This window comes from Streptomyces sp. MS19, assembly GCF_047200595.1.
GTDB lineage: Bacteria > Actinomycetota > Actinomycetes > Streptomycetales > Streptomycetaceae > Streptomyces.
Map to the genome: position 1 here is coordinate 25,388 of NZ_JBJZOH010000042.1, position 15,057 is coordinate 40,444.

A 15,057-nucleotide genomic window follows, 5' to 3' on the forward strand; every position below is an offset into this window, starting at 1 on the left:
CCCGTGGACACCTTCGCCCTGGTCGTCGTGGTCCTGACCGCGCTGTTCTTCACCTATACGAACGGCTTCCACGACTCCGCGAACGCCATCGCGACCTCGATCTCGACCCGGGCGCTCACCCCGCGTGTCGCCCTCGGCATGGCCGCCGTCATGAACCTGGCCGGCGCCTTCCTCGGCAGCGGGGTGGCCAAGACGGTCAGCGAGGGGATCATCGACACGCCGACCGGCAAGCAGGGCATGACGATCCTGTTCGCCGCGCTCCTCGGCGCGATCGTGTGGAACCTCGTCTCCTGGTACTACGGGCTGCCCTCGTCGTCGTCGAACGCCCTGTTCGGCGGCATGATCGGCGCGGCGCTGGCGGGCAGCTCGGCGGTGCACTGGGACGGCGTGGTCACCAAGATCGTCATCCCGATGTTCGCCTCGCCGCTGATCGGGCTGATCCTCGGCTACCTCGTGATGGTCGCGATCCTGTGGATCTTCCGCCGCGCGAACCCGCACCGTGCGCAGCGCGGCTTCCGCATGGCGCAGACCGTCTCGGCGGCGGGCATGGCGCTCGGGCACGGCCTCCAGGACGCGCAGAAGACGATGGGCGTCGTCGTGATGGCGCTGATCATCGCGGACGTCGAGGACGAGAGCGACGCGATTCCCCTGTGGGTGAAGCTGTCCTGCGCGACGATGCTGTCCCTCGGGACGTACGCGGGCGGCTGGCGCATCATGCGGACGCTGGGGCGCCGCATCATCGAGCTGGACCCGCCGCGCGGCTTCGCCGCGGAGACGACGGCGGCCTCGGTGCTGTACTCGGCGTCGTACGTGTTCAACGCGCCGATCTCCACGACGCACGTCATCACGTCGGCGATCATGGGCGCGGGCGCGACGCGGCGGGTCAGCGCGGTGCGCTGGGGTGTGGCGAAGAGCATCGTGGCCGGCTGGTTCATCACGATGCCGGCGGCGGGGATCGTCGCGGCGCTGTGCTACCTGGGAGTCCACTTCACGGTCGGCTGAGCCCGCCCCCTCCCCCGGTGCCGCCGCCAAACCCGCGTCGACGCTTGCCGCACCTCCTCGGCGACACTTCCCCATCCTCCGGACGGCGCGCACACCCGTGCGCGCGCCGCGTCCCACTGCCACACAACTCTCACTGTCCCCTCTGCGCCCATGGCGCGCGCCCGGTGCGTGAATCGATACGGGAGCGCGGACCGACGAGCCGAAGGGGACACGTTGAGGACATCACCACACCGTTCACGCATCGCCGTCACGGCCGCCTGCGCCGCCGTGGCCGCCGCGCTGTCGGGGCCCGCCGGCGCCGCGGGACCCGACGCCGCCCCACCGGGCGCCGCCGCCACGGGGACGACGGTCACGCTGGTCACGGGCGACCGCGTCGTCGTCCGCGACGGCGGCGGGGCCGGGCGGCTGATCCGGGCCGAGGGCCGGGAGGACGTGCCGTTCCGCGTCTTCGAGGACGACGGCGCGACATACACGATCCCGGCTGACGCGCTCCCGATGATCGCGGCCGGCACGCTGGACCGCCGCCTGTTCGACGTGACGGAGCTGAGCCGCGCCCCGTACCAGGAGGCGGCCGGGCTGCCGCTGATCGTCACCTACGACGGCGAACGCCCGGCGACGCTGCGGGCGGCCGACGTACGCGCCGACCTGCCCGCCCTCGACGGCGAGGCGCTGACCGTCGCGCCGGGCGACGCGACCGCCCTGTGGGAGCAGCTCACCGGGCCGCGCACCCTGGCGTCCGGCATCGAGACCGTGGCACTCGACGGCGTGGCGACGAAGACGCTGGCCGAGAGCGTGCCGCAGATCGGGGCGCCGGAAGCCTGGGCGGCGGGCTACGACGGCGAGGGCGTCACCGTCGCCGTCCTGGACACCGGGATCAGCTCCACGCACCCGGATGTGGCCGACCACGTCGTGGCCGCGCAGAACTTCTCCGACGCGGCGGACGCCGACGACCGCGACGGCCACGGCACGCACGTCGCGTCCACCGCCACGGGCACCGGCGCGCACTCCGGGGGCACGTACACCGGCGTCGCGCCCGGCGCCGATCTGATCAACGCCAAGGTGCTCGACGACACGGGGAGCGGCTGGGAGTCCGACATCGTCGAAGGCATGCAGTGGGCCGTGGACGAGGGCGCGGACATCGTGAGTCTGAGCCTCGGCGGTACGGCCACGCCGGAGGTGGACCCGCTGGAGGAGGCGGTGGAGAGCCTGTCGGCGTCGTCGGACGCGCTGTTCGTCGTCGCGGCGGGCAACGAGGGCCCAAGCGCCGGTACGGTCGGCAGCCCCGGTACCGCCGCCTCCGCGCTGACGGTGGGGGCGGTGGACAAGCAGGACGCGCTGGCCGGCTTCTCGTCCACGGGGCCGACCTCTGGTGAGGGACTGGTCAAGCCGGATGTGACGGCGCCCGGCGTGGACATCGCCGCCGCCGGGGCCGAGGGCGCCGCCATCTGGGACTACGGGACCCCGGTCACGGACGGGTACGTCGCGATCAGCGGCACGTCGATGGCCACCCCCCATGTCTCCGGCGCCGCCGCCCTCCTCGCCCAGGCCCACCCCGACTGGACAGGCCGGCAGATCAAAGCCGCCCTGACCTCCTCCGCCATCTCCACCGGCGCGTACACCCCATTCCAGCAGGGCACCGGACGCATCGACATCCCCGCCGCCCTCACCCACGACATCATCGCCGAGACCGGCCCGCTGAACTTCGGCGTCATCCCCTACCCCCACGACACGGCCGAGCCCGTCACCCGCGACGTCACCTACCGCAACCTCGGCGACACCGACACCACACTCGACCTGGCGACGACCAGCCTCGGCCCGGACGGAAACCCGGCACCCGACGGCATGTTCACCCTCGCCCAGGACACCGTCACCGTCCCGGCGGGCGGCACGGCCACCGTCCAGGTCACCGCCGACACCGGCGCGGGCGACACGTACGGCGCCCACAGCCTCACCGTCACCGCGGCCGGCGACGACGGCACCGCGGTCACCACCGTCGGCGCGGTGGAGCGCGAGGAGGAGAAGTTCGACCTCGCCCTCACCCCCACCGGCCGCGACGGCGCGCCCGCCGCCGACTGGACGGGCATGGTCTACGACCTGTCCGGCGGCACGTTCCACCACGTCACGCCCGGCGCGGACGGCACCGCCACCCTCCGCCTCCCGGCGGGCAGCTACGCCGTGGACGCCAGCATCCCGTACCTCCCCGGCGGCACCGCCGAGCCGACCGGCTGGGACTGGCTGCTCCACCCCGTCCTCGACCTGACGGAGGACACCACCGTCGCCCCCGCGGCGGCCGACGCCCGCCCGATCGACGTGACGGGTCCCGACGCCGCGACCGAGCAGACGGACCTGACCGTGGGCATCGACCTGCTCTCCCCCGAGGGCGTCGGCTTCGGCACGACCTGGGTGGCCGCCGGGCTGCCCGACGGCCTGCGCACCGCCGCGCTCGGCGACATCCCCGCCGGCTGGACGAGCACGGCGTACGCCGGCGCGACCTGGGAGCGCGAGGGCGCGCGCTACCACCTCGCCGAGAGCCGCCCCGGCACCCTCTACACCGGCCTGACCCACCGCGTCGGCGCGGACGAGCTGGCGCGCATCGCGACCTCGGCGGGCGCCTCGCTGCCCGAGCGCACGGGCTCGCTGTTCGCCGCGTCCGAGGTGGTCCCCTGGTCGTCGGCGCGCGGCGAGCCGCTGCCGGTGACGACGGACGTGCTGGTGGAGGCCGGTTCCGGCGCGTGGAGCCAGGACCTGTGGCAGGACGCCCCGGACGGCACGCCGGAGACGCTGCACACGACGGGCTTCGTGCCGTACGAGGCGGGCGGGAGCTACGAGACGGTGCTGAACGTCGGCGTGTTCGGGCCGCGTATCGGCGCGGACCAGGGGCTGTTCCGGTCGGGCGACACGCTGTTCGCCGTCCTGCCCCTCTTCGCCGACGGCGCGGGCAACAGCGGCGACAGCGCGTACGTCTCCGCCGCCACGACCCTCAGCCGCGACGGCGAGGAGTACGCGGCGAGCAACGACCCGCTGGGCACCGCGCAGTTCACGCTGCCCGCCGAGGAGGCGGCGTACGAACTGGTCGCGACCGTGGACCGCACGGGTCTCGCCGCGTCGGTGAGCACGCGCGTCACCGTCGCGTACGCCTTCGCGTCGGCGGCCGTCGCGGACGGCGGGACGGTGGCGCTGCCCGCGTCCGCCGTCCGGTTCACGCCCGAACTGGCCCTGGACAGCACGGGACCCGCCGGGGAGACGGTACGGGTGCCGGTCGCGGTCGAGGGCGCGGCGACCGGGACGACCCCGGCCGTGGAGGTGTCCTACGACGGCGGCGCCACCTGGGCGGCGGCCCCGGTGGCGGACGGCGCCGTGACGGTGGAGAACCCGGCGGCGGACGGCACCGTGTCGTTCCGCGCCACCGCGACCGACACGGCGGGCAACACCACGACTCAGACCATCACCGACGCCTACCGCACCCGCTGACCTTTCCCCCACCCCCCACAGGACGGCCCGCGCCCCACCCGGCGCGGGCCGTCCGCCGTGCCTCTCCGGCAACTCCAGGCCCTTTGCCAAACCTTGACTTCGGCCCGTGACACCGAACTCCCTTGCCACACGTGTCTGTTGAGAGACCGGGACCCGATCGGGACAGCCCGGGGAAGTGGGGGAGATCTTGTCGACGCAACGACACCGCGCGCGCGTCGCGGCCGTGGCGGCGTGTGCCGCCGTGGCCGCCGCGCTCACGGCCGGACCGGCGGAGGGGGCGGGCGAACGGCCCGCGGCCGGGGGTCCGTCCGCGTTCGTCACGCTGGTCACGGGTGACCGCGTGGCGACCAACGGCACGGGCGGGCCCGTGCAGTTCCTACCGGCGGAGGGCCGCGAAGGCATACCCTTCCGCGTCCAGCGCGCGGACGGGGCGACGTACGTCATCCCGTCCGACGCGGAACGCCTCGTCGCCGAAGGGACGCTCGACCGGCGGCTGTTCGACGTCACCGAGCTGAGCCGCGCCCCGTACCGCGAGGCGGCCGGGCTGCCGCTGATCGTCACCTACGACGGCGAACGCCCGGCGGCGCTGCGGGCGGCGGACGTACGCGCCGACCTGCCCGCCATCGACGGCGAGGCCCTGACGGTGGACGCCGGCCAGGCCGGTGCCCTCTGGCGGCAGCTCACCGAACCCGCCGACGACGCCCGCGCGTTGACGGCGGCGCCCGGCATCGAGGCGATCGCGCTGGACGGCATCGTCACCAAGTCCCTCGCCGAGAGCGTCCCGCAGATCGGGGCGCCGGAAGCCTGGGCGGCGGGCTACGACGGCCAGGGCGTCACCGTCGCCGTCCTGGACACCGGCATCAGCTCAACGCACCCGGACGTCGCCGGCCACGTCATCGCGTCCGAGAACTTCTCCGACGCGGCGGACGCCGAGGACCACGACGGCCACGGCACGCACGTCGCGTCCACCGCCACGGGCACCGGCGCCCTCTCGGACGGCACCTACACCGGAGTCGCCCCCGGCGCGGACCTCCTCAACGCCAAGGTCCTGGACGACGAGGGCTCCGGCTGGGAGTCCGGCATCGTCGCCGGGATGCAGTGGGCCGTCGGCCAGGGCGCCGACATCGTCAGCATGAGCCTCGGCGGCACCGCCACCCCGGAACTCGACCTGATGGAAGAGGCCGTCAACACCCTGTCGGCCGACTCGGACACCCTCTTCGTCGTCGCGGCGGGCAACGAGGGCCCAAGCGCCGGTACGGTCGGCAGCCCCGGGACGGCGGAGGCGGCCCTGACGGTGGGGGCGGTGGACAAGCAGGACGTCCTCGCCGACTTCTCCTCCGCGGGCCCCACGGCCGGCGACGGCCTCGTGAAGCCCGATGTGACCGCGCCCGGCGTGGACATCGCCGCCGCCGGGGCCGAGGGCGCCGCCATCTGGGACTACGGCACGCCGGTCACGGACGGGTACGTCGCGATCAGCGGCACGTCCATGGCCACCCCGCACGTGTCCGGCGCCGCCGCCCTCCTCGCCCAGGCCCACCCCGACTGGACAGGCCGGCAGATCAAAGCCGCCCTGACCTCCTCCGCCATCTCCACCGGCGCGTACACCCCATTCCAGCAGGGCACCGGACGCATCGACATCCCCGCCGCCCTCACCCAGGACATCATCGCCGAGACCGGCCCGCTCAGCTTCGGCGTCGTCCCCTACCCCCACGACACGGCCGAGCCCGTCACCCGCGACCTGACCTACCGCAACCTCGGCGACACCGACACCACACTCGACCTGGCGACGACCAGCCTCGGCCCGGACGGAAACCCGGCACCCGACGGCATGTTCACCCTCGCCCAGGACACCGTCACCGTCCCGGCGGGTGACACCGCCACCGTCCAGGTGACAGCCGATGGACGGCTCGGCGACGGGTCGGGCGGCTTCGGCGTGTGGGTCACGGCGACCGGCGACGACGGCACCACCGTCCGCACCGCGGGCGTGGTCGAACGCGAGGCGACGCAGCTTCAGTTGGACATCACCGCGACGGGCCGCGACGGCGAGACCGCCCTCGACTGGAGCGGCGTCCTCTACAACACGTCCACGGGCGACGGGTACTGGGTCTACCCCGACTGGGACGGCACCGCCCGCCTCCGCGTCACCCCGGGTGACTACGTGGTGGACACCACGATCCGCGGCTGGGCCTCCCCCGAGGACGCCGACCCGGCGTCGACCGACTGGATCGTCCAGCCCCGCCTGTCGCTGACCGAGGACACGTCGGTCACGGTGGACGCCGCCGACGCCCGCCCGTTCGACGTCCGCACCCCGGACCCGGACACCGAGGCGACCGACCTGACGGTGGGCTACGACCTGGTCACGGCCGCGGGTGTCAGCTGGTCCGCCTCCGTCGGCGGCCTCGACGCGGCGGACAGCCTGGGCACCGCCACGATCGGCGGGCTGCCAGGCGGCTGGTCCGCCGACACGTACTACTCCGGCACCTGGGCGGCCGGCGGCGCCGAGTACCACTCCGTGGACTTCCGCGGGACCCCGCTGTACACGGGCCTGGACAAGCGGCTGCGCCCCCGCGACCTGGCGCGTATCCGGACGGAGATCGGCTCCCCGGTCCCGGACGCGGAGGGCATGCTCTACACGATGAACGAGAACGTGTGGGGCGGCGCCGCCGTGGCCCTGCCAGTGCCGCGGACCGTGGACGTGTACGTGGAGGTGGCGGCCGGGGCCTGGCAGCAGCAGGTGGAGTACTTCGCGGCGGACGGGGCCTCGATCTCGTTCGAGAGCCCGTACCGGGAGTACGCGCCGCGCGAGCGGACCACCGAGACGTTCAACACGGGTGTGTTCGGCCCGTCGTTCCGCTCGCCGGACGAGGGCCTGTACCGCGGCGGCGACTGGCTGTACACGAACTTCCCGACACTCCGCGACGGCGGCGGCAACTCCCACTCGGGCTGGTACGACACCTACACGACCACCCTCTACCGGAACGGCGAGGAGTACGTCTCCACCAGGGACTCGCTGGACTGGTCGTCGCTCGAACTGCCCGCCGGCGAGGCCGAGTACGAGCTGGTCGCGACCGTGGAACGCGGCGGGGCGCCTGTCTCCTCCACTGTCACCTCGGCGTGGACGTTCACCTCGGCGCGCACCGGGGACGACGAAGAGGTGCGCCTGCCCTCCTCCGCCGTCCGCTTCTCGCCGCGCCTCGCGCCGGACAGCACGGCCCCGGCGGACCGCGCGTTCCGCATTCCGGTGACCGTCGAGGGCTCGGCCGCCGGGACGGTCCCGGCCGTGGAGGTCTCGTACGACAGCGGCGATACGTGGACGGACGTCCGGGTCCGCGACGGCAAGGTGAGGGTCGCCAACCCGGCGGCGGGCGGCAGCGTCTCCTTCCGCGCCACCGCGACCGACGAGGACGGCAACACCAGCACCCAGACCGTCATCGACGCCTACCGCACCAGGTAAGAACACCGCAGTCCGCCGGGCCCGTCACGAAACCCCGTGGCGGGCCCGGCCCGTTCACGCCAGGATCGGCCCATGCGCACCCTCACCACCGACCGTCTCGACCTGCGGCCCGTCACCGACGCGGACACCGACGACATCGCCGCGCTGCACGCCGACCCCGAGGTGATGCGCTTCCTGACCGGCGGGGTCCCCGAGTCCCGCGCGGACGTCCTGGCCGTGGCACTCCCCCGCCTGCGGCGGCCCGGCTACTGGACGGCGCGGGAACGGGGGACGGGCGCGTTCGCGGGCTGGTTCGAGCTGGTCGCGGTGGACGGCGAGCCGGGCACGGTCGAGCTGGGCTACCGGCTGTGCCGCGCCGCCTGGGGCCTCGGCTACGCCACCGAGGGCGCGCGGGCGCTCGTCGCGCACGGCTTCACGGAGCTGGGCGTCCGGCGCGTGACGGCCAACACCATGGCGGTGAACGCGGGTTCCCGCCGCGTGATGGAGAAGGCGGGCCTGTCGTTCGTCCGCGCGTACCACGGCGACTGGCCGGAGCGTATCCCCGGCTCGGAGCACGGCGAGGTGGAGTACGCGGTGACGCGCGAGCAGTGGACGGCGGGGCGCGCGTGACAGTTCACACGGTCGTGGGACCGCCCGCCCCGATCCCCCCGCGGCCGGTGCGGGCGTGACCAGCGTGACGCGTGTCCGGAACGTGCCGGATCCCACACCCACGGGAGCAGACCCGCCCATGGCCACCGCCACCACCGACCCGATCGCGCTCAAGCTGGACCGGATGTTCACCGCCATCGACGCCGACGCCGACACCGACGAGCACGTCACGGTCCGACTTCGAGCGGATCGTGGACCGCTTCCTGACCGGCTACGGGATCGACAAGGACGACCGCAGGGCGCAGGCCCTGACCGCCGGCTACCAGATGTACTGGCTGGAGCTGCTGCGGCACGCGGACGGCCAGAGGCTCCTGAACCGCGCACAGTTCATCGACGCGAACCGGCTGGCGAGCGTGGACACCAGCCGCTTCAACGCGGTCGAGGGCCTGTCGCACGCGGTCTTCGACATCATGGACCGCGACAGTGACAACGCCATCGGCAGGTCGGAGTTCCAGCAGTACCTCACGGTGTGGGGCATCGCCCACCCGGGCGCCGTGGAGGCGTTCGACCAGCTGGACCTCGACGGCGACGGGTACGTGAGCCAGCAGGAATTCCTGCGCGCGACACGGGAGTTCCACTACTCGTCCGACCTGAACGCCCCCGGCAGCCTGCTGTTCGGCCCGATCGCGGGCTGAGCCGGCCGCCGGTAAATCCGGTGACGGCTTGCGCCCTTGTCCGTAGGGTGCGCCGGACAGGCGCCCCCACCGGAGAGGCCACGCGATGACCGGCACCGACACCGTACGTATCAGGCCCGCGCGCCGCGACGAGGCCGCCGCGCTGACGGACCTCGCCCTCCGTTCCAAGGCGCACTGGGGGTACGACGAGGCGTTCATGGCGGCCTGCCGCGAGGAGTTGACGCTCACGGCCGGGCGCACGGAGCGCTCGGCCGTGGCGGAGCGGGCGGACGGCGCGCTCGTCGGGTTCACCACGGTGGACGGCGCGCCGCCGCAGGCCGTGCTGGGGATGATGTTCGTGGCGCCCGAGGCGATGGGCGCGGGCGTCGGGCGCCTGCTGTTCGCGCACGCGGTGGACACGGCGCGCGCCTCGGGCTGCGGCCGCCTCGTCTTCGACGCCGACCCGCACGCCGTGGGGTTCTACGAGGCGATGGGCGCCGTGCGGATCGGCGAGACGCCGTCCGGGTCGATCCCCGGCCGGGTGCTGCCGCTGATGGAGGTCAGGCTGCCCCGCTGATGTCGGCGGCCGGGTAGGGCACCCACGGGCTGTCCGCCAACTGCCGCAGGCAGAAGTCACCGAGGGCGCGTACGGGCCCGAGGTGCCGGTCGATCATCGCCGCCACCTCCGGGGCCGTCCCGGGCGGCCTGTCCCCCGCCGCCCAGCGGTCGAGGAACGCGCCCTGCTCCTGGAGCGTGCTGACGCCCTTCACCACAGGGTGGCGCAGGAGTTGGGAGGCGGCGGTGGCACGGTCGTAGCCCAAGTGGTCTGCCAAGAACGCCCGTTCGTCTGGCGCCAGCTCGAACCGGTCGCTGAGCGCGAGCCCGTAATCCGCGAAGTAGACCGCGCCGCCGTCCGTGAGGACGTTCTCGAAGTGCGCGTCGAAGTGGACGAGTCCGCGATCCGCCATGAAGTCCGCGCCGCGCAGCACCTCGCGCTCCACCCGCGCCCACTCGGCCGGGTCGGACTGCCCGGCGAGGTGGGCGGCGAGCGTGTGCGGGATGTGTTCGAGGAACAGCACGAGGCTGTGCCGGGACCCGGCGATCGCCTCAAGTCGCGCCCGTACGGCGGGTGAACCGCCCCAGTACGCCACCGAGCCGTCGATCCCGCCGAACTCGTCCACGAACCCGGGCGGCGGCGTGTCGGGCAGGACACGCCAGTGGTACGTCAGCGGGAAGCCGCCGTACGCGCCGCCGAGGACCCAGGCGGTCGTCATCTCGTGCACGGCCAGCTCACGCCACGCCCCGATCCCGCAGGACCCGACCCGGTAGTGGTACGGCAGGGGCAGGCCGAAGACGTTGCGGGTGGACCGCACGTTCCCCGGCTCCAGCTCGACGTCCGTCAGCGGCACCCGCTTCACGAACACCCGCGCCCCGGCGACGTCGAGCGCCGCCGAACGCCCCCCGATCCCGGCCCCCAGCGGCTCGGCACCCCGCACCAGCGCATCGAGCCGCCCATCGTCCAGCCCGGCCAGCTCCGCCGCCACCTTCCGGTGGACGCGCTCCCGTTCGTTCACGTTCCGCTCCTGGTCCGTATGACATAGGCGGCCTGGGCGGCCCCCCACAGGACCAACGCGCCACCGACCCACATCATCACCACCCCGACCTTGGTCAGCGTCACGACGGGTGTGTCCACCCCGTCCGTGAACTGCCACAGCGCGAGCCCGCCAAGACCGGTGACCACGCCTTCGACCAGGTTCCTTCCAGCGCTGTTCATGCTGCGACGCTACGAGCCGGCCCGGCGGCGATCCTCCCCCCGCCGGCTGACCCCGCCTGCACACTTCGTCGTACGCGGCGGGGTCAGCCGTCGGGGAACATCCGGCGGAACAGCGCCTCTTCGGTAGGCACGTTGATGACGGCCGGGGGCGGGAACGGCGCCGGGGGCGGGTCGCCGGTGTACGCGACACAGCGGCCGCCGGGGGCCGGACGGGCACGCCGCCAGGCGAACACCGCCGCCCCGGCCACGACAGCGGCCGTCGCCACGACCAGCGCGCACCGCCTCACAGCCACCTCCCGGGAACGGCGCGGTAGGGGCGGGTGATCCGCTCCCGGTACGCGTGGTGCCCCGGGTTGTCGCGGAGGTGCCCGAAGACCCACCGCAGGGCGGCGTCGGACGACTCCTCCTCCGGCCCGTACTGGTCGCACACGACGCACTCGGCGGAGAAGTGGAACTGGCCGTTCTCCGGCCGGACCGTCCACTCCCGGAACCTGAACGTCCGCCCCCGCGCCGTCACTTCACGACCTCCCCGAGGTCGCAGGCGAACCAGACGGCCTTCCCCTGCCGGTACGGCAGCGTCTGCACGCCGAACTCGCCCGCCATCTCGCGCAGCATCCACAGCCCGCGCCCGGTCGCCGCCGCCCAGTCGGGCTCCTCGGTGTTCTTCGGCATCCGCCGCGAACGGTCGATCACCAGGACCACGGCCTGCCCGGCGTCGCGGACGACCTGGAGGTAGCAGGCGGGGTCGTCCACGTGGCGGCAGACGTTGGTCAGCAGCTCGGAGACACCCAGCCGCGCGAGTTCCACGGCCTCCTCAGCCGCCCCCCACCCACCGAACACATCCGCGACAACACGCCGCCAGACCCCGATCTCCCTCTCACGAGCCGTTAAGGCCCAGGCGTACGCCTGCTGGCTCGACGGAGCAAATGCCTGAACGGTCATGGTTCCTCCAGGGCGGTCGCCAAGAGCGCGCATCCTTGTGTCGCGGCGCGGCTACGTAAGGTAGCGTTCAACCAGCATGGCAGTCCAGCAAACTTGCTCGCAAGCCAGGGACATTCGAAAACTTGCACTACGGGGAATCTGGCATATGCCAGCGGGCGGGACGCTAAGGTACGCGCCCAGGGAGGGGTACGCAGTGACAGACGCTCAGCCGAACATCCACCGCCGCAGGCTCGGGCTGGCCCTGAAGGGCCTGCGGTCCGCCGCCGGCCTCACGCTCAAGGAGGCCGCCGAGCTGCTTGCCCTGTCCGGCGAATCGGCGCTGAGCCGGATAGAACACGGCCGCCAGCGCGTCCAGCCGATGGCGATCTACGGCTACTTCGAGGTCTACGGCCTCCAGGACACCGAGCGCCGGGACTATCTGATGTACCTGGCGAAGCTGGCGGCCTCGGGGAAGCAGAGCAACCTCTTCGAGGAGTACCGCACGGCGATCCGCGACCCGTTCGCCGACTATCTCCAACTGGAGGAACTGGCCTCGCGTTCCGAGCGCTTCACCAGCATCGTGCCGGGACTGCTTCAAACCCGGGACTACGCTCGCGCCGTCGTTCAGGGCAGCCGCAAGTGGCAGACCGGCCGGGAGATCGACAACTTCATCAAGCTTCGGATGGCAAGGCAGAAGGTCCTCACCCGAGACAACCCGATGCATCTGTGGTGCGTGCTGGACGAGTCGGCGCTGCGCAGGCAGGTCGGCGGCCCGGACGTCACGAAGGAGCAACTGCACCACCTGCTGACGGTCACCGACGAGCACCCGCACATCACTTTGCAGGTCCTTCCGTTCAGCCGGGGCTCGCACGCGGCCATGGACGGTGGCTTCCACCTGCTGCACTTCCCGGCCGGACCGCCCGTGGTGGTCGTCGAGCCGATGACAACGACTCTGTTTTTGGAGGAAGATAGCGACATCGGGCGCTACGAGACGAGCTTCAACCATCTCCGTTCCGAAGCGCTCGACGTAGACGCCTCACGCGGCTTCATCCACGACGTGATCAAGGAACAGAACTGATGATCAAGAAGGTCGACCTCACCCACGCCACCTGGGCCAAGAGCACGCTCAGTGATGGGGGCGACAACTGCCTTGAGGTCGCCTTCGTAGACGGCGTTGTTGCCCTCCGCGACTCGAAGGACATCGGCAACCCCGACGCCGCCGTCCTCCTCCTCTCCGAGGACGACTACCGCGCCTACACCGGCGGCATCCGCAACGGACAGGCCAACCTCCTGCTCCCCTGAGCCGGCCTCCGGGCGGCGAGGTCGCGGGGAGCTGACTTCCACCGGAAGACTTCCAGCGATCCGCCGCCCGTGAACCTCACCGGTCCGGGCGGTCCTGGTGCACCCAGCGTTCAGCGACCGCCCGATTCGCCGCGATGCCGACCGCCACGTACGCGAAGCCGTTCCATTCCTCCAGCAGCCGGGGTTCCTCCGGCCGAAGGTGCGCTGCGCCGCCGGACACGGGCCGCTGTCGCCGCCGTTCGTCCGCAGGCGGACGCCGTCGCTGTTCGTAAGGTCCGAGCGGATCTGCCGGATCGACGCCGGGCACAGCGCGGGAGGGCTGGTTCGGGCGGCCGGGTCTCCGATGTTTGCCCATATGTCCATGTCCCCTTCCACCCGACGCCTTCGGCTGGCACGAAAAGGGGGGAGTGCACCGGCGAACAGGGCCCCCATTACGGCCGGAATGAGACGAGTCGATGTCCCTGCACTCGGGTAGCCATCCGCCGTTCCGTACTGGTCGAAGGAGCATCGAGTGGAATCGTCGAGGAACCATATCCCGTGGGGGATGAGGCTCGTCACTGACCGGCTTCCTGTCTCGCCCCCAGCGTACGAGAACGTGAGGCTGGACGGAAAGACACAGATCGCCGTCTACACGGATACGAGCGGGCGCATCGTGGAGATGGGGAAGCACGGTTCCTCCAAGACGAAGGGCACCGTTTCGAAGTCCGGGGGCGGGGACAGCCAGACGCCTCAGACCTTGACGCAGGACGATCACACGACCGACTACGAGTCGGACTGACGACGAGTGGGCCCGACTGTCCTCGTCGTCACGGCTCTGGAGGACATCACGGCCGATGACGTCATCGAGGCGCTGAACGAGCGCGGTGCCTCTGTCGTGCGGGTCGATCCGGCGGACATCGGGCAGGGCCTCGTCTTCGAGGCCCGTCTCGACGCGTCCAACGGGCGATGGCACGGGCATTTGCGTACGCCCACTCGAAGCGTCGCGCTGGAGGACATCACGGCGGTCTATCACCGCCGCCCCACCCCGTACACCGACCGGTTCGGGCACCTGCCGACACAGCAGCGGGCGTTTGCCGCCACCGAGGCCAGACACGGATTGGGCAGCGTGTTGGCCAACCTTCCAGCGGCCAGATATGTGAATCACCCGCTGGCAGTGACCACAGCGGACTTCAAACCGGCGCAGCTCCGCGCTGCCGCCAGAATCGGCTTCACCGTCCCTCCGACTTTGATCACCAACGATGTCCAGGCGGCCAGACGTTTCGCCTCTGAGCAAGGACCGGTGATCTATAAGACCTTTCGCGGTTTGCCTCTCTCGGAGGACGGTACCGCCGGTGCGATCTGGACCCAGCAAGTGGACCCGAGGTCTTTTGACAGCTCGCTCGTTGTCACAGCACACCTGTTTCAGGCGCAGGTCCCGAAGACAAGCGACGTGCGCGTGACGGTGGTGGGCAGGAAAGCCTTCTCCACCCGCATCACCGCACCGCACGGCGACTTGGACTGGCGGCGAGGCGACTGGGAAGATCTGACACACATCCCCGTCCCGCTTCCGCCATCGATCGAAGCTGCTCTGTTTGACTACCTGACGGCTTTCGACCTGGCCTTCGGATGCTTCGACTTCGCCCTCACCGGTGCGGCCGACAATCCGAAGCACTGGATCTGGATCGAATGCAATCCCAACGGGCAGTGGGGCTGGCTGCCCGACGCACCGGACATCGCGGCGGCGTTCGCGGATGTCCTCATGGAAGAGGAGACGAGCGGTGAGCCGTCACCCCGTTGACGAGGTGGAGGCCGGGGAGCTGCGTGCGGCCCTGGCGGTCTCGCTTGGCGCAGCCGGTGTGCTGCCTGATGCAGGGTGGGGGGATGCGGTGCGT

The 15,057-nt window shown here is 71.9% G+C and carries 16 protein-coding genes; 10 read left to right on the forward strand and 6 right to left on the reverse strand.

The window, feature by feature from the left end:
- Positions 1 to 3 precede the first annotated feature (3 nt).
- From ACL02R_RS26340 to ACL02R_RS26365, 6 genes are all read left to right on the forward strand, one after another.
- The gene (locus tag ACL02R_RS26340; protein ID WP_412799463.1) at positions 4 to 1,002 is read left to right on the forward strand and encodes an inorganic phosphate transporter; all 999 of its coding nucleotides are present in this window, start codon (positions 4 to 6) and stop codon (positions 1,000 to 1,002) included.
- A gap of 213 nt (positions 1,003 to 1,215) precedes the next feature.
- Positions 1,216 to 4,473, forward strand: a complete 3,258-nt coding sequence (locus ACL02R_RS26345) for a S8 family serine peptidase (RefSeq protein WP_412799464.1) — start codon at positions 1,216 to 1,218, stop codon at positions 4,471 to 4,473.
- 187 nt (positions 4,474 to 4,660) lie between these two features.
- Positions 4,661 to 7,927, forward strand: coding sequence for a S8 family serine peptidase (locus ACL02R_RS26350; protein WP_412799465.1), 3,267 nt, complete (start codon positions 4,661 to 4,663; stop codon positions 7,925 to 7,927).
- Between the two features lie 72 nt (positions 7,928 to 7,999).
- A complete protein-coding gene (locus tag ACL02R_RS26355; protein ID WP_412799466.1) occupies positions 8,000 to 8,536 on the forward strand; it encodes a GNAT family N-acetyltransferase in 537 nt (178 codons plus the stop codon).
- A gap of 230 nt (positions 8,537 to 8,766) precedes the next feature.
- Positions 8,767 to 9,210, forward strand: a complete 444-nt coding sequence (locus ACL02R_RS26360; RefSeq protein ID WP_412799467.1) for an EF-hand domain-containing protein — start codon at positions 8,767 to 8,769, stop codon at positions 9,208 to 9,210.
- 85 nt (positions 9,211 to 9,295) lie between these two features.
- Complete coding sequence (locus ACL02R_RS26365; protein WP_412799468.1) at positions 9,296 to 9,766, forward strand: GNAT family N-acetyltransferase; 471 nt, start codon at positions 9,296 to 9,298, stop codon at positions 9,764 to 9,766.
- On the opposite strand, the gene ACL02R_RS26370 is transcribed toward ACL02R_RS26365, so the two are convergent.
- From ACL02R_RS26370 to ACL02R_RS26390, 5 genes are all read right to left on the reverse strand, one after another.
- A complete protein-coding gene (locus tag ACL02R_RS26370) occupies positions 9,750 to 10,763 on the reverse strand; it encodes a protein kinase family protein (RefSeq protein WP_412799469.1) in 1,014 nt (337 codons plus the stop codon). The genes ACL02R_RS26365 and ACL02R_RS26370 overlap by 17 nt on opposite strands.
- Entirely contained in the window at positions 10,760 to 10,963 is a 204-nt protein-coding gene (locus ACL02R_RS26375) for a DUF5708 family protein (RefSeq protein ID WP_398846465.1), read from the reverse strand. The genes ACL02R_RS26370 and ACL02R_RS26375 overlap by 4 nt, the downstream gene beginning before the upstream one ends.
- Positions 10,964 to 11,046: 83 nt before the next feature.
- Entirely contained in the window at positions 11,047 to 11,229 is a 183-nt protein-coding gene (locus ACL02R_RS26380; RefSeq protein ID WP_412799470.1) for a hypothetical protein, read from the reverse strand.
- 17 nt (positions 11,230 to 11,246) lie between these two features.
- Positions 11,247 to 11,480, reverse strand: coding sequence for a hypothetical protein (locus tag ACL02R_RS26385; RefSeq protein ID WP_362965632.1), 234 nt, complete (start codon positions 11,478 to 11,480; stop codon positions 11,247 to 11,249).
- Positions 11,477 to 11,938 carry an ATP-binding protein gene (locus tag ACL02R_RS26390; protein ID WP_412799471.1) on the reverse strand — a complete coding sequence of 154 codons (462 nt, stop codon included), beginning with the start codon at positions 11,936 to 11,938 and terminating at the stop codon, positions 11,477 to 11,479. The genes ACL02R_RS26385 and ACL02R_RS26390 overlap by 4 nt, the downstream gene beginning before the upstream one ends.
- Positions 11,939 to 12,098: 160 nt before the next feature.
- On the opposite strand from ACL02R_RS26390, the gene ACL02R_RS26395 reads away from it, so the two are divergent.
- Both ACL02R_RS26395 and ACL02R_RS26400 read left to right on the forward strand, forming a co-directional pair.
- Entirely contained in the window at positions 12,099 to 12,962 is an 864-nt protein-coding gene (locus tag ACL02R_RS26395) for a helix-turn-helix domain-containing protein (protein ID WP_412799472.1), read from the forward strand.
- The gene (locus tag ACL02R_RS26400) at positions 12,962 to 13,186 is read left to right on the forward strand and encodes a DUF397 domain-containing protein (protein ID WP_412799473.1); all 225 of its coding nucleotides are present in this window, start codon (positions 12,962 to 12,964) and stop codon (positions 13,184 to 13,186) included. The genes ACL02R_RS26395 and ACL02R_RS26400 overlap by 1 nt, the downstream gene beginning before the upstream one ends.
- A 76-nt stretch (positions 13,187 to 13,262) precedes the next feature.
- Here ACL02R_RS26400 and ACL02R_RS26405 read toward each other — a convergent pair whose 3' ends face one another.
- A complete protein-coding gene (locus ACL02R_RS26405; RefSeq protein WP_412799474.1) occupies positions 13,263 to 13,718 on the reverse strand; it encodes a DUF6087 family protein in 456 nt (151 codons plus the stop codon).
- Between the two features lie 12 nt (positions 13,719 to 13,730).
- Here ACL02R_RS26405 and ACL02R_RS26410 point away from each other — a divergent pair, with 12 nt between their 5' ends.
- Positions 13,731 to 13,964 carry a putative ATP-grasp-modified RiPP gene (locus ACL02R_RS26410; protein ID WP_412799475.1) on the forward strand — a complete coding sequence of 78 codons (234 nt, stop codon included), beginning with the start codon at positions 13,731 to 13,733 and terminating at the stop codon, positions 13,962 to 13,964.
- Between the two features lie 6 nt (positions 13,965 to 13,970).
- The gene (tgmB, locus tag ACL02R_RS26415) at positions 13,971 to 14,963 is read left to right on the forward strand and encodes an ATP-grasp ribosomal peptide maturase (protein WP_412799476.1); all 993 of its coding nucleotides are present in this window, start codon (positions 13,971 to 13,973) and stop codon (positions 14,961 to 14,963) included.
- The last annotated feature ends 94 nt before the right edge of the window (positions 14,964 to 15,057 follow it).